Here is a 15080-nt window from a genome sequence, read left to right as displayed (position 1 = left end):
TCGCATAAGGTCCGTAAGCGAGCGGTGGAGGCGCGGATGCACCGCCGGTACAAGCGTTGCCTAATCTGCGGTGGAACTCGCATTAGTGCATGACCAGTTCGTCGCGGATCGCCGGTTCCGGGTCCTCAACATCTCCGTCCGGGTAGGTCGTATTTAAGATTGCATCGAAGACTTGATCATCTCAATCACAGGTTGGCGTATAGTTCGACGGCTTCGTTAACATCATGAAACATCGTGGCTTGTCCCTGATGAATGACCACAGCTTTATTGCAAAAGCCTCTGATGAATTCTGGGCTATGTGAAGCCACAAGCATTGATCTGTCCTCACGCTTGTCAAACATCTCGACCTGGCACTTTCGTTGGAAGTTCTGATCGCCGACGAGGATTATCTCGTCAATCAGATAACAATCAAATTCAATTGCCAAAGAGAGAGCGAACGCAAGACGAGCGCGCATACCGGATGAATAAGTCTTTACCGGCATTCGCAATTGCTTTCCCAACTCGGTGAAGTCTTCCACGAAGCGCCGAATGTCGGAAAATTCTCGCTGATATATACGCGATATGAAACGGGCATTGTCGAAGCCCGTCAGACTTCCCTGGAAACCTCCCGCGAAACCGAGCGGCCAAGATACCGACATGCTTCGAGAGATTTTGCCAGAGGACGGCATCTCCACCTCCCCTATCAGTTTAATCAATGTGCTTTTGCCCGCGCCATTACGACCCAGAAGTCCAACGCGATCGCCCCGGTCGATAGAAAGGTTGACGCCTTTAAAAACGTGCTTCTCTCTACCGCCGTGCGAATAGGATTTCGACAGGTTTGAGCAGACGATCATTCGATCGTTAGCTTGCGGCGGACGCGACGGCAAAGGATAAGACCGATCAGAGTTGCAACGGTTGAGCAGACAATAGGATTCCAGATGTTGTAATAGGCCGTTACATCGTCCCCCCAAATACCCTTCCGCATCATTTCCATTCCGTTCACAAAGGGTGAGAGGAGCAAAAACTGCCTAGCCTCCGGGGTTACCCAAGAGACCATGTAGAATAGGCCAGAAAAAGGAATCATTATATAAGTTATTACAGGAATGAATTTTTCCATGACTTCGGACACTTCTGAAAGCGGAGCAATGATGAGGCATAGGGAAAAGCAGAAAAAGGCGTATACGAACCATCCGGCGATCAGAAGCCCGATGTCCGATGGGATCGGGAATTCACCAAAGCCGATCAGAACGACGGCCATAAATAAATACGCCATCATGCCGCCAAGAGCCTCGATTATGAATCGCGCTAGAATGAAATCGACTATTTTGATTTGACGATGATAAAGCAAACTTTGGTTTGCTGTGAAGACCGAGACGCTGCGTGATACGCCATGTCGAAACAAGGTGATCGGGATATACCCTGTGGCTACGAACGCGATCACGCTCACTCCATGTTCAGTTGAACCGTGCGTGTAGTGCCAAACAGCACCAACGAGCCCAGCGAACAGCAGCGGTTCAGCCATTATCCATAGGAAGCCAATGTTTTCACGTCCAAAGCGGGTAATCAGCTCGCGGATCATCAAAGCGTGGATAACGCGAACCTGAACAGCCCAGCCATTCTGCAGTCGATGCAAGCTGCTCTTTACCACGTTCAGTCTTCCGGCGCGTGCTCAAGGACGCCGACCATGAACATCCAAGCGATAAAATAAAGGCAGGCCGATGCAGCTAACACAATCAGGACATTGAGGAAACGCTTGGGCAAAAGCGGAGTGTCAGGGATGTTTGGATCAACAACTCGTTCCAGATAGAATTGTTGGCGTTGGGACTCAGCTCTGGCTTGGACTAATGCGGCGTTGGCTGCAGTCAAGCTATCGGTCGAGAATTCCTGTTCTACTAGAAGATTTTCGTAGTCGCCGAGCTTAGATGCGATGCCGCTCCCGTTGCCTACGACGCGACTACCTTGCGAGGCTATCTGCACGGCGATCGCGTTGATCCGACTACGAATCGCAGGTAGCGAAGGATTTCTTGGTGTCAGGCGCTGCATGGTATCAAGCTGCGCCTGCAGGGCAGCGCGCTCCGCCGTCATGCTATTGGCGATATCCAGTACGCCGACCGCCTGTTTGCTGGGGTCTATTAGCGACTGAGCATTGCGATATTGGGCTAGAGCGATACGCGCATCCTTGGCTCTTTGGGTCGCTAACTCGACCTGTCTCTGTGCTTCAGAAATGCCCTTGCTCTGCACGCGATTGTTGAGTCGATTAACCAATGTCTCGCTAAGGTCGAGAAGCCTCCGATTGATCACATAAGCGTCTTGCGGAGTGAAAGCCTCAACCTTGATTGTCGCCGTTCCCGTTTCGGTGTCGATGCGTGCATCAACACGTTTACCATAGTATGCAAACAGATTTTCAAAGCTGTTTTCTGCAAAAGGCCGGGGGAAGCGGCTCAGGAAATCGGCCTGCGGTGTCGAGAATTTGTCACGGATATCGACATTCTTTTCCAGTGCCTTGAGTGCATCGCGGGATCGGACATAGGTCAGTACCTCGCTTGTTTGCTCATGTCCGCCGGACAGGCCAGTCGTTTGCACCAAATTAGCCAGCGTCGACATTTGCGACCGTTTCTGGTCTGGGCTCTTGATGACGAACTGCGATTCGGAAATGAAGATATCTGAGGCGATCAGCCCATAATAGACCGCAGCAAGCAGCGTAGGAAGACCGACCATCAACAGGAACCAGCGCCGTTTCATGAGCCAACGCGATAAGGCAGAAGGCGCGACCGGTGCTTGCGCCTCGACTGGAAACGAGGGATTGACGTTCATAACTCTTTACGGTGCCTCAAGGGGACTCAAGCGCCTTGCGCTAGGACAACATGATTGGGGGCGCAAGCGGGATCGAACTAGCGACTTAATAGGCAGAGGAACTATTGTCCATTTTTCAATGACGGTGCTAAGGGACGCCACCGTCACATCTGAAGATCTTCGAGACAAAAATCAATGCAGACCAAGAATTCTGTTTATCTGGTCCTACTCGCAGGGCTGGCAGGTTGCGCCACACTTCCGTCGAGCGGTCCCACTGGCGGACAGATCGAAAAGTCGGCGGCGGCACCGCAGGTTGGGGAGGCGATCCGTTTGGTGCAGATTGCCACCGTTGCAGACCTGCCAGATAAAGGCGTGAGCGTAACACCTACATCCCAGCTGCCGGATATTGTACCCCCACCAACTGATATCGTTGGTCCGGGAGATGTGCTGGACATCAATATATATGAAGCGGGCGTCACTCTGTTTTCTGGTAACGCTGTTGGCGGGGCGGCGACCGCGACGCCGGGCGTGCAAGTACAAAAACTGCCGCCGACACGCGTGAATGACCTTGGCGATATTTCCATTCCCTATGCAGCGACGCTCCACGTGGCGGGCCTGACAGTCGGGCAAGTTGAATCAATGGTTCGCGATTCTTTGCGAAGCCTGTCACAGAATCCGCAGGTGTTGATCACGCTTAGCCAAGCTATCACAAATTCGATCATTGTGGGAGGTGAAGTAGCAAAGCCAGGTCGCTTGGTCTTGCAAACAAACAGGGAAACCTTGTCCGACGTGATCGCTCTTGCTGGTGGCTACAGGGGAAGCGCCAAGGATTTGACGTTGCGGGTAACCCGTTCCGGCAAGAACGTGGATGTTCGCGTTAATGACCTTATCGACAATCCGGGACTGGATGTCCGCGCTTATCCCGGTGACCGACTGATCTTGATCAATAATCCACGCACCTATTCAGTACTGGGTGCCTCAGGGCGAGTGGAGCAGGTGTCTTTCAGCCGGTCGACAGTGTCGCTAGCTGAAGCCGTCGCCACTTCGGGAGGTGTCAATCCTGGCGTCGGTAATCCCGCCGCCATATTCGTATTCCGCTATGTGCGCGACGACCAAGGCAATGAAGTGCCGATAGTCTATCATCTCAACATGATGAAAACCGGTTCTTACTTCGTGGCCCAGCGTTTTGTGATGCAGGACAAGGATGTGCTGTATTTCGGCAATGCTGCGGCCAACCAGCCCAGCAAGCTGATCCAGCTTATCAGCCAGCTCTTCTCCCCAATCCTTACCGTCACCAGCGCGGTACAAACGGTTCAGAACAGCAACAACTGACGCGATTCCTCGCCGTTATTTTTAGTGGTATATTATGGAAATCCAGACCTTCGACATCGCCAGTGTCATCTTGTGGCGCTGGCGATAGAGCGTCGTGTCGTGCCAACTGGCATCTTGCGGTTCATTTTTGACGGAATGCAGGCGGCGATCTTCCGGTCTGCCAAGGCGGCCCCTTTATAGTCGCTCATCCGGCCTTCGCTCAGCAACATGACCAACGGCCTGCCCTTGCCATCGTCAGACGGCATGAAGCTCCGAGTTCAGGCCACCTTTGGTGCGTCCGATACGTCGGGGGAACAGACCCATTTTCAGCAGGCTGGCTGCCGTCCGGCGCGCCTTGAGATGGATCGCGTCGATGATCAATTGATCCGGCTTCCCACCCTTCGCCGCGAGGTCTGGGAAGATCGTGTTGAACACGCCCAGACGGCTCCATTGGATGGAGCGGCTGTAGATCGTCTTGGAGTGTGCGTACGCCGCAGGCGCATCGCACCACCGCAAAGCGTTCCTGACTACGAAGATGATGCCGCTGATGATCCGGCGATCATCGACACGCGGCACTCCGTGTGACAGCGGAAAATAAGGCTCGATCTGGCGCATCCGCGTCTCCGACAACGAGATCAGATCACTCATGGCGGCACCTTCTCAGGCCACCATCGAATCAACCGATCACCGCCAATGCAAATGATTTAATGCTTCCGGGTCCTAGCGGATTCTTAAATAGGGGGCTATCGAGGTCTTGAGCCCCGACAATCTCGCGGCAGCCTGAGGGCTCTTGGAGCTCAATAGATTCACGCAAGGTCGTTAATTTGTCCGGTTTTAAACTCCGCTATTCAGCCGATCCATCGCATACTTGTAAAGAGCGAGATCAATTTGATTGCGCTCTAATATCGTGTCCTCACATGCTTTAAGTTCTTCTGAAACGGATGTTTGGGGGGTCACGTTTAGGACGGGGATGGAATAGATTCCCAGAACTTCCCCAAGCCACGCTAATGATGCTTCTGGTTGCTCACAAACGTAGAACCATGCAAGTTGGTCAATTCTTGCTTTAGCCGCATTTGTATCAATTTCCTTCTGTAGTGCCCAAGGCGACCCGGTCAGTTGTCGTGCCTGCTGGTCGGAAATGTAGATTGAGACAGCTTCATCATCCGTAGCTACGAAATCAGCAAAACATGCGTCCTTTGCTCTGCGCACAGCAGCGTATTGCCGCTGACTAAGATCGTGCGCGCTCACTTCGATGCCACGGAAGTAGCGGTACAGTGAATAAATTCGGGTGACGGGGTGACGGAAGTTCGACAACGATATGTGACCATCCGCAACTGCGTCGAAAATGTCCGTTCCATAGTGACCAGAATAGAAATCAAAGCCACGAAAACTACGATATTGGCCTGAGTGAATCTGATGCCCTACCGAATCATTTTCTATAAGCGGAGCAATACATGAGACGTCAAATGTATTCTTAAGCGCTGAGTTGATTGAAGTGCCACCAGCCTTCGGCATATGATAAAAGAAAATCTTGTGCATTGGTTCGCCAGATATGGTGAGTTATTCAGCGTTGCCTGAACTGAAATTTCTACTACGTCTACAAGAATATCTACCTTTATCAAATAATATTGACGCGATCCTCAAGAATGTGTCGGATTCTAAGTAGACGCCTACACGAAGGAGTTGGACGAAGATGGAAGGGAGCAAGTTCAGCAATGAAAAGATCATGCGATTAAGTTCGCAAGCCGAAGCCTATCGTTGTGTTGTGTAACATCAATTCCAACTGCGGAGGCGTTAAACCGAAGAAGAGGTGACTTGATATGAACGAAGATGATACTTCGGCGTTCTAGCAAATACCCTATTTACCAATGTTGTTTTTGCGACGTAAAAATGCCAAACTTATGACGAAGAATATTTTATGACCATACTTATGACGAAAATGCGAAAATCGACAAATTACTGTTATATATCAGTACAGCTTGGCGGACTCCCGCTCCGCCACCAGCGTCCGTTGGTGAACACCTCGTGCCCGAGCGCGCAGACTTCGCCGTCCGCCGCCGCCGCGACATATTTCCCCAAAGGTACGTTGGCGGGATATAACGACGCCTCTCCGCCAGCATGCTACATGGATCGGGTACCTGGGTGATGACCGTGTCACCGAGTCCAACAGGCGCGCCGGGGGTTTCCACATTAAAGCGGATCGGTGCGCTGGCGTTGGCGTTGGCGTTCCAGACGAGGCGCGGAGCCGGTGGAAACGCAAGGGTTCGGCCCAGTGAAGTAATGCCTGCACCGGCGATCGCGACGCGGCGACCGCGCTTCTCGACACGAGGCGGACCGCCCCATGCCCGTAGTGGCATGCCTGTACCGTTGCCAGTTGCCATGACGCGATCGAGCAGCAGAGATGTTTTCTTCTCGACCGTCGTAATCTAAAGATTAACGCCTCTGCGGATATTCTTTGCCTCGGCAAGCCTTGTCCCCGCGTTTGCGGAACAGCCTTAAGAAAAAGGCGAACCTGGCCGGACTTTGAACCAGATGACCAAGCACCGCTTCAAAGCGCCTTCAGCCACTTCCGCGCTTGACCGACTTTCCAATCGCTCACAACCACGAAGGCGGCACATATACGGATAGATCGCGTTTCTGCCCTTCGTCCAGTTCGCCGTTATAGGATGGCAACAGGAACCCCAAGACAGAAACCCACGGAGGGGAAATCAGCGTGGATGTCAGGATCTACCACAGCAAACGGCTTGCCTGCCCCCGCTTCTGAATTCGTTGGAATGTCTCCAGTGAAATCAAGCCTTTATGAAAGCCCTTCCGCAGACTGAAATTTCATGAGCTGCTCTGGATGTACCCTGCACAGAGGAACCCGTGAGAACGGGGCGCAGCTGTTGGTACGTAACATGACCATGTCGCTTACTCGGAACCTGCGTATGCAATTCAAGGAAACGCTTCACCTCTGCCTGAGGCAAACCCTTGAAGCGCCTCCGTGATGAGAGATGCAATCGGCTCATCGCGAACAACGGATGCGATTAACGACATCGACCTTAATTGCAAAGCCATACGATCATGAGTCATGGCGCACTACTGGTCACATCATCAAGGCTAGCTCGCTGTGCGAAGATATCGTTTGGGCCACTCCAATAGATTCCGTGATCAAAGCTAGCATTTGCGGGCATTGCAAATGGTGGGCGATGACGGGCTCGAACCGCCGACATTCTCGGTGTAAACGAGACGCTCTACCAACTGAGCTAATCGCCCCCTAGAGGATTTGGTCTATCTAAGGCCATAGTTGCGGCGGTCAAGCGGGATTGTGTGTTCCTTTATCCTGCGGTTTAGTCCCCATCCTCGCGGTGCGTCACGAGACTGGACGCATACCAACGGTGAACAGCCGCGGCCGTCTTTTCCGAAAGGGCGATGAAGACGCGGCGGCCATCCTGTGTGTCAGGACGCCTCTCTAATATACCTGCCTGTGTAAGGTGGCGTATCCACCGCAACGCCGTGGTGGGCGGCACCGCCGCGGCGATGCACAAGCTCGACACCGAGACGCGTTCTCCTGACAGCCGCGCCGCCATGAGATCGAGGATCATGTCCCACGCAGGATCAGCAAACAGCTCACCACCGAAGAACTGATCGCGCAAGCGCCGGGCGCGGAGCAGATCGCGTACGATCGCAGCCGTCAGTATAGCGCTTCCGTTCCCAAAGATGGGGTTGCGCACTTCCGAACGCACCGACCAGTTCGTATGTTTCTTTCCCGCTACTGTAGAATCATTGGATGGCCTTCGCCTCCGTTCGGCGGGATCCTCGCTGGACGTCCGCGCCGGAAAACGGATTTCATCCAGTGTCCGCGACAGGCGCTGCACCTCCAAACTTAGCTGCTCAAGTTTTGCGCTCTGCTCCATTCGGTATGCTCCCTACCCGCCCTTAGCGATTAATCTCCAATCTGGTGCGAAAAAGCAAATATATTTGCGTGCCTGCGATTTTTTGTTGAATGTTCTACGTCGCTTGCTTGCGTCAGGGCAGATTGAGGCATCTCCGCGGATGTGATATTCTGCTGACATAGCTATAATAGGAGGGCGTGATGAAGCGGCTGCGGCGCACCCTGTTGGGGTTTGCATTCGCGCTCCTCAACGTTCCGGCGCTCGCGCAGGTAACGGATCAGCAGGCTTTGAACCCCGAAGATCCGCCTGTCGTCGTCCGAACCGCCAAGGACATCGACAACCGCGTCACCATTCCCATCCGTATCGACGAGAAAGGCCCATATTCCTTTGTGGTGGATACGGGGTCGCAACGCACCGTCGTGTCTCGCGAACTTGCCGACAGGCTGGCGCTTGTTTCCGACGTGCCCGTTACAGTCATTAGCATGACTGGATCGGTGCAAGTTCAGACCGTGATTGTTCCCAACCTGTCCTTTGGCGCTACGTCGCTCCGCGGTATTCAGGCACCGGTTTTTCAAGGTGAGCATCTGGGCGCTGAAGGATTGTTGGGATTGGACGGGCTTCAATCAAAGCGCCTCGTCCTTAATTTCCGATCAGGTCGAATGGAGATTGGTCCCAGCCGGCAAAAAAGATCGCGGGATGATGCGGATTCGATTGTCGTTACGGCGCGGAGCAAGTTGGGACAGTTGATCCTGCTCAATTCGGACGCTGAAGGGCATAAAGTGAACGTGATCCTCGACACCGGGTCGGATTACAGCATTGGGAACGCCGCCTTGTTGAAGCGCTTAACCAAAAATAAAGCCGGGCGCTTCAAAGGAAGCGCTACGATGGTGAGCGTGACGGGCGACTCGATTGTCGGTCAATGGGGCACCATTAAGACAGTGAAGATGGGTAGCCTAAAGATGACCGATCTCCCGGTGGTTTTCGCAGAAGCGGCGCCGTTCGCGGAGCTTGGCTTGACGGACAAGCCCGCGCTCCTGCTTGGAATCAGCGCACTAAGGGCATTTCAACGAGTGGCGATCGATTTTGGCGCAAAGCGCGTCGACTTCCTGTTACCCGATCAGGGTGCACTGGATAATCGCCAGTTGGCGTCGCTTCAGCCCAAATCTCGCTTGCAACCATGATCGGCTAACGAAGGAACGGCCGCACCGCATCGCCTGCAAAGGACATGATGTCCCGGCCGCAGACCCGGCCCCACTGCCACACGCTCATCGAAGACGAAGCATTCTCCCTGCCAGCGGCTTTCGTTGGGCGGAACGTCCTCAAGGTAGCGAAGTATGCCTCCGTTGAGGTGATGCACCTCTGACACTCCTCGCGCACGAGCATATGCCGTCGACTTCTCGCACCGGATGCCGCCTGTGCAGAACATCGCGATCTTGGGTGTTCGGCCTTGCGCTGCTAGATTCGCGGCGAAAGTATCGAACCATTCCGGAAATTCGCGGAATGACTTCGTATGGGGATTAATCGCTCCTGCAAAGGTGCCTATCGCCACTTCATAGGCATTCCGGGTGTCGATGACGACCGTATCAGGATCGTCGATCAATGCGTTCCAATCTCCGGGGTCCACATAGGTTCCCGCTTGCCTGACCGGATCGAGTCCTTCCTGCCCCATCGTCACGATCTCCTGCTTTAAACGCACTTTCATGCGGCCAAAGGGCATCGTTTCTGCGGTGGAATATTTGACATCCAAGTCGGCGCAATCTGGCAGAGTGCGGATGTAAGCGATCACCATCGCGACGCACTCCGCCGATCCCGCAATGGTGCCGTTGATACCTTCTTCCGCTAACAGCAGCGTACCCCGAACCCCTTGCACCGTGCACAGCGTCAGCAGGGGAAGCCGCAATTGTTCGGGAGAAGCAAAGTGGGCAAAGCGGTAAAGCGCAGCCACGGTAATCAACGAAGAATTTTGCGACGGATCGATCATCCGCGCGCTATAATCCTGCGGGATGGGAGTTGAAACCCCTAGCGGCTCGGCGCATAGAGAAGCAATGGTTCACCTTTCGTTCGCTGGGCATGAGATGCATGCGTTGCCCCAGACCGCTTTGTTCTGGCCTGCGCGTCGTGCGCTGCTGGTTGCCGACCTGCACTTTGAAAAAGCGAGTTGGTTCGCGCGCTCCGGCCAGATGCTCCCCCCTTATGATAGCATGGCGACGCTTGAGTCAGTGGAAGCCCTTGTAGAGCAAACCGGTGCGACCGAGCTTTGGTGCCTGGGTGACAGCTTCCACGATAGTCATGGACCCGCGCGCTTGCCCGTCGATGTCCGCGCGCGACTTGCAGCTCTCACCAATCGGCTGAGATGGACTTGGGTGACGGGCAATCATGATGCAGCAATGGCGCAAACGGAAGCGTTTTCCTCCCTTGGGGGACGCACTGTCGATGAAGCGCTGGTAGATGGTGTGCTGCTCCGCCATGAGGCCGATGTTGCGGACGCGCGACACGAGATCTCCGGGCACTTTCATCCTAAAATTCGTTTGAAGCTGCGGGGACGTCATTTGGCGCGAGCCTGCTTTGTCGCGGGGGCACGAAAGATAATCCTCCCTGCTTTTGGAGCATTAACGGGTGGACTGGACGCCGGTCACGACGCAATTCGAGCGCTAGTCGGGGAAGCAGCCGAAGCGCTAGTGCCCATCCATAGTCAGTTACTGCGCTTTCCACTAAAAGTTACGGTACAGTAACGTTAACTACTTCGCTCAAGGTTGCCGTTACGGAAAGCGAAAACTGTTGCGATGCAGCATCATCATACTGTTGCATAACTGCCGCAATCTGCACGAAATCCTTGAGTATATTGCTAAGTATGCGGCTTCCACTTAGCATCCACGCTTAGACGACGTGGCATCGCAGCCACGCGCAGCGAGAGGGTGCAAGCATGAATAAGACGATTCTGTTCCACACGGCGGCTGTATTGGCCGTCGCCATGGTTCTTGTGAATCCCGCTCAGGCGCAGGATGCGACTCAGTCAAACGCAAACATGCCCGCTGCGGATGCTGCAACGAACGAAAGCGATATCATTGTCACGGCCACGCGCCGCGCCAGTCCTCTGTCCGACGTTCCCATCGCCGTGTCGGCCGTAACTGCGCAGTCGCTACAGAATAGCGGCGCAAGCGACATCCGGCAGCTCAACCAGCTTGCGCCTTCGTTGCTTGTGTCCTCAACAGGATCGGAAGCCAATGGCTCCGCCCGTATTCGCGGCATTGGGACCGTCGGCGACAATCCTGGCCTCGAAAGCTCGGTTGCTGTGTTTATCGACGGCGTATATCGCTCCCGAACGGGCGCGGGTCTCAACGAATTGGGCGAGATCGAGCGCGTCGAAGTCCTGCGTGGTCCTCAAGGGACGCTTTTTGGGCGTAACGCGTCCGCTGGCCTCCTTAACATTGTCAGCAAGAAGCCGGAATTCCAATTCGGCGGCAATGCCGAAGTCACCTACGGCAATTATGATTACTGGCGGCTGGCCGGGCGTATCACCGGGCCGCTCACCGAAGGACTGGCTGTCAGCCTCGACGGCGTATATTCAAAGCGTGATGGCTTCTACGATCTAATTGATCGCGCTGGGAACAAGGTAGGCGATACCAATGATCGCGATCGCTACTTCTTGCGCGGCCAGATGCTGTACCAGCCCAACGATGCACTTTCGGTGCGCTTGATCGGTGATTATACAAATCGCGATGAAAGTTGCTGTGGCGCCGCTTACATAGAAACACGGGAACGTCGTCCTGCCGGTGGTGGGAATGCCTACACCGTCGCGCCATTCAATCGCATTGTGTCGATTCTGCAGGGGCAAGGCGCAGTGTTCCCTGCCGATCCCTATGACCGGAACCTCAGCATCACGCCGGGCCGCGAATATGTCAGCAAGCTGAAGGATTGGGGCGTTTCGGGTGAAATCAATTACGACTTCGGCGGTGCGACGCTGACCAGCATCACGGCCTACCGCAACTATAAGTCGCAGGATTATGGCGACTACGATTATAACACGGCGGATTTGCTGTACCGAGATCCTGGCACATCGCGCCAGTTCAAGACCTTCACGCAGGAATTGCGGCTCCAGGGATCGGCCTTCAGCGACAAGCTCGACTGGTTGATCGGTGGCTATTATTCCAATGAAAAGCTGGAATTGGAAGACAACGTTCGCTTCGGGGCGGACTATGGCCGTTTCGCTGCATGCCGCCTGATGGCAGGGGCCGGCGTCAACAGCAACTTCACCGCTGCGCAACTGGCCGCCTGTTCCAGCGGGGCGGCAACAGCACCGTTGATTGCTGCGACACAGGGCAATTTGAATTCCGGCCTAACCGCCGCGTTTCAGCAGGCAGGATTGCCTGCCGCCGTTGCAGCTGGACAGGCTGGCGCAATTTCCACTGGACTTGGTAATGGCTTGCGGGCGCTTGCTGCGATCCCGAGCGGCGCGGGTGACACTGACAGCCGTTATTATCAGAACAGCCGAAACTGGGCCATCTTCACTCACAACATCTTTCACATCACCGACAGGCTCGATGTGACCGTGGGCCTGCGATATACAAGGGAGCGCAAGCGCTTCTCCGCCGATCTCAACAATAACAATGCCACGTGCACGGCGCTGCAGGCGTCAGGCTTGCCTACTATTGCGACAAACCCGGCTTTGGGCAGTGCACAGACGTTGGCGGGCGGCATTCTAACGTTGGGTTGCCTGGGGAACAGCAGTACGAGCCTCAATGCTCTCGACCTCAACGACAGGTTCAGCGACGGCGAGTTGTCCGGCACCGGCGTCCTCTCTTACAAGGCGACGGACGATCTGCTCGTCTATGGAAGCTATTCAAAGGGCTATAAGGCAGGCGGCTACAATCTCGATCGTTTCCAGCTCGGCACGACCGGCGTCAATCCAGTTCCAGCAGTTTTCTCGCCCCGCTCCAATGCGGACGCGGCGTCGTTGCGCTTCGCGGCGGAAAAGGTCGACGCGTATGAATTGGGCCTCAAATTCAACCAGCCTAAATGGAGCGTCAACGTCGCGGCCTTCCGGCAGGAGTTCAAGAACTTCCAGCTCAACACCTTCAACGGCACCAGCTTCGTCGTACAGAACATCAACGGTTGCGACAGCGCACTGAGCGCCACCCGCACATGCGGTAGTGACGACGTTAAGCCGGGGTTGGTCAGCCAAGGCGTCGAGTTGGAGATGACAGCATCTCCCGTGCGCAATTTGCGTGTGACGGGCGGGTTCACTTATGCCCGCGCGAAGTTCGCCAACCGACTGGTCGGCAGCTCCAACGGTCAAGTGCCGCTCGATCCCGCATTGTTCCTGTTGCCTGGCAGCATCAACTCCAACGCGCCGCAGGCAGTCACGACCGCGAGCATTGCGTGGACCCCCGACATCGGCACAAGTGGCCTTTCGGCGCTGTTCTATGTCGATGGCCGCATGACCAGCGACTACAATACCGGCTCCGATCTGTTCCCCGAGAAGGAGCAGGACGGTTACGCGATCTTCAATGCACGCGTCGGCCTGCGCGGGCGGGATCAGCAGTGGGCGATCGAATTCTGGGGCCAGAACATATTTAACACCGATTATACGCAGGTGGCTTTCAGCAGCCCGCTTCAATCGAGCAGCCCGGCGACATCCACCACCGGCCAGTTCCGGCAGGGCGCGCCTATGGCGAACCAGTTGATCTCCGCCTATCTCGCGGAACCACGCACCTATGGCATTACCCTGCGCGGCAAGTTCTGATTAATCTCGACAGCCCGCCTGAAAGGCGCGGGCGGGCTGTCGTTCAAGCCTTGGGACGGTCGCCGAAAAGTGCCGTGCCCACCCGCACGTGCGTTGCGCCGAGCATGATCGCAGTTTCATAGTCGCCCGACATGCCCATCGAAAGTCCCGTAAGCCCTTCCTCTCGCGCCATCTTTGCAAGTAGCGCGAAATAGGGCGCGGCCTCTACATCTGCGGGCGGCACGCACATCAATCCTGAAATCGGCACCTCGATCATTCGCGCCTGCTCAAGCAGAGATGGGACTTCGCCAATCGGGCATCCGCCTTTCTGCGTTTCTGCGCCGATATTGACTTGCACGAAGCAAGGCACCTGCCGCCCAACCTTGTCCATCGCCTTGGCGAGTGCGGTGAGCAGCGAGGAGCGATCGAGCGAATGAATGACGTCGAACAGCGCGACGGCATCGGCCGCCTTATTAGATTGCAGTTGCCCGACGAGATGCAGCGAGATTTCGGGCACTGCCTCCCGCAGCGCAGGCCATTTGTCCTGCGCCTCCTGCACGCGATTTTCGCCGAATACCCGCTGCCCTGCCGCGATCAACGGAGCGATCTCGCTCGCTCCATGTGTTTTTGAGACGGCGATCAGCGTTACATCCGCCGCACTACGTGAGGAGAGTGACGCAATGCGCGTGATGGCGCTGCGTATGGCAGCGAGCCGGGTTGCTGCATCATGCGGGGGATCGTTCGGAAGGCTGGCGGCGGTCATGGTGCTCGCTATAAGCGCTGCCATGCCCGTGCGTCACTGTCAAAAATCCGCAAAGCTTCCTACGGTCTGGTTGATGACGGATGAGCGTATGGACGACACGTCGCTGATGTGCGCATTGAACCGTTTACCGCGTGGGGCAGGGGTGGTGTTCCGGCACTACAGTCTTGCCGCCAAACAACGACGCGCGCTTTTCGATCAAGTGCGTGCGACGGCTAGGCGGCGCAAACTTGTGCTACTATTGGCAGGCTCTGCTTCTACCGCACGTGCGTGGAAGGCGGATGGCTGGCACGGCCGCACTTGGGGACCCTCCAATATGCTCCACAGCGCGCCCGTTCACAGCGTTCCAGAGTTACGCAAAGCCGCGCAGGTCGACGCATGTCTTCTGTTTGTTTCACCTGTGTTTGCCACTCGCTCTCATCCCGGTGCGCGCGTGCTTGGCCGGATAGGCTTCGCCCGCCTCGCGCAGCGTGCATCGTCGCCGACCGTCGCTCTTGGCGGCATGACCCACGCACGCTGGCGCGGCTTGCGAAATGCGGGCGCTTATGGGTGGGCCGCAATCAGCGCTTGGGCATCATAGCGAGGCTAACAACGGGAATTCGCTTATTGCACCTATGCATGCCGATGGTGTTTGTCAGCA

At 55.5% G+C, this 15080-nt stretch carries 13 protein-coding genes and 1 tRNA gene; 5 read left to right on the top strand and 9 right to left on the bottom strand.

The features are described from left to right. Nucleotides 1-185: 185 nt before the first annotated feature. The 3 genes from C1T17_RS01075 to C1T17_RS01065 form a co-directional block, all read right to left on the bottom strand. A complete protein-coding gene (locus tag C1T17_RS01075; RefSeq protein WP_104951815.1) occupies nt 186-833 on the bottom strand; it encodes an ABC transporter ATP-binding protein in 648 nt (215 codons plus the stop codon). After that, nucleotides 830-1558, bottom strand: coding sequence for an ABC transporter permease (locus tag C1T17_RS01070; RefSeq protein WP_104954924.1), 729 nt, complete (start codon nt 1556-1558; stop codon nt 830-832). Before C1T17_RS01070 ends, C1T17_RS01075 begins: the two co-directional genes overlap by 4 nt. 71 nt (nt 1559-1629) lie before the next feature. Continuing rightward, entirely contained in the window at nt 1630-2721 is a 1092-nt protein-coding gene (locus tag C1T17_RS01065; protein WP_223262730.1) for a capsule biosynthesis protein, read from the bottom strand. Between the two features lie 246 nt (nt 2722-2967). Between C1T17_RS01065 and C1T17_RS01060 the strand changes: the two genes are divergently transcribed. Next, nucleotides 2968-4104, top strand: a complete 1137-nt coding sequence (locus C1T17_RS01060) for a polysaccharide biosynthesis/export family protein (protein WP_104951813.1) — start codon at nt 2968-2970, stop codon at nt 4102-4104. 234 nt (nt 4105-4338) lie between these two features. Here C1T17_RS01060 and C1T17_RS01050 read toward each other — a convergent pair whose 3' ends face one another. The 4 genes from C1T17_RS01050 to C1T17_RS01035 all read right to left on the bottom strand — a co-directional run bounded on the left by C1T17_RS01050 (nt 4339) and on the right by C1T17_RS01035 (nt 7979). Further along, complete coding sequence (locus C1T17_RS01050; protein WP_104951811.1) at nt 4339-4731, bottom strand: transposase; 393 nt, start codon at nt 4729-4731, stop codon at nt 4339-4341. Between the two features lie 186 nt (nt 4732-4917). Beyond that, nucleotides 4918-5622: a hypothetical protein gene (locus C1T17_RS01045; RefSeq protein WP_104951810.1), complete on the bottom strand. Its 705-nt coding sequence runs from the start codon at nt 5620-5622 to the stop codon at nt 4918-4920. A 1640-nt stretch (nt 5623-7262) separates the two neighbouring features. Continuing rightward, nucleotides 7263-7338, bottom strand: a tRNA-Val gene (locus tag C1T17_RS01040). 74 nt (nt 7339-7412) lie between these two features. Then, nucleotides 7413-7979: a winged helix DNA-binding protein gene (locus C1T17_RS01035; protein WP_104951809.1), complete on the bottom strand. Its 567-nt coding sequence runs from the start codon at nt 7977-7979 to the stop codon at nt 7413-7415. 179 nt (nt 7980-8158) lie between these two features. Between C1T17_RS01035 and C1T17_RS01030 the strand changes: the two genes are divergently transcribed. Further along, nucleotides 8159-9139 (top strand): aspartyl protease family protein, encoded by a 981-nt coding sequence (locus C1T17_RS01030; protein WP_104951808.1) that lies wholly within the window; start codon nt 8159-8161, stop codon nt 9137-9139. Here C1T17_RS01030 and C1T17_RS01025 read toward each other — a convergent pair. Then, nucleotides 9112-9912: a rhodanese-related sulfurtransferase gene (locus C1T17_RS01025; RefSeq protein WP_104954923.1), complete on the bottom strand. Its 801-nt coding sequence runs from the start codon at nt 9910-9912 to the stop codon at nt 9112-9114. The genes C1T17_RS01030 and C1T17_RS01025 overlap by 28 nt on opposite strands. 91 nt (nt 9913-10003) lie before the next feature. Here C1T17_RS01025 and pdeM point away from each other — a divergent pair, with 91 nt between their 5' ends. Together pdeM and C1T17_RS01015 are read left to right on the top strand one after the other, a co-directional pair. Next, entirely contained in the window at nt 10004-10690 is a 687-nt protein-coding gene (pdeM, locus tag C1T17_RS01020; protein WP_104951807.1) for a ligase-associated DNA damage response endonuclease PdeM, read from the top strand. Nucleotides 10691-10881: 191 nt separating this feature from the next. Continuing rightward, nucleotides 10882-13701, top strand: a complete 2820-nt coding sequence (locus C1T17_RS01015) for a TonB-dependent receptor (RefSeq protein WP_104951806.1) — start codon at nt 10882-10884, stop codon at nt 13699-13701. A 43-nt stretch (nt 13702-13744) separates the two neighbouring features. Here C1T17_RS01015 and C1T17_RS01010 read toward each other — a convergent pair whose 3' ends face one another. Continuing rightward, complete coding sequence (locus C1T17_RS01010) at nt 13745-14443, bottom strand: YggS family pyridoxal phosphate-dependent enzyme (RefSeq protein WP_104951805.1); 699 nt, start codon at nt 14441-14443, stop codon at nt 13745-13747. Between the two features lie 73 nt (nt 14444-14516). Here C1T17_RS01010 and C1T17_RS01005 point away from each other — a divergent pair, with 73 nt between their 5' ends. Beyond that, on the top strand, nt 14517-15020 hold the full coding sequence (locus C1T17_RS01005; RefSeq protein WP_223262729.1) for a thiamine phosphate synthase: 504 nt from the start codon (nt 14517-14519) through the stop codon (nt 15018-15020). The last annotated feature ends 60 nt before the right edge of the window (nt 15021-15080 follow it).

It is taken from the genome of Sphingobium sp. SCG-1 (assembly GCF_002953135.1).
GTDB lineage: Bacteria > Pseudomonadota > Alphaproteobacteria > Sphingomonadales > Sphingomonadaceae > Sphingobium.
Note: the sequence above shows the minus strand (reverse complement) of the source record. Positions and strands in the feature narration are given on the sequence as shown.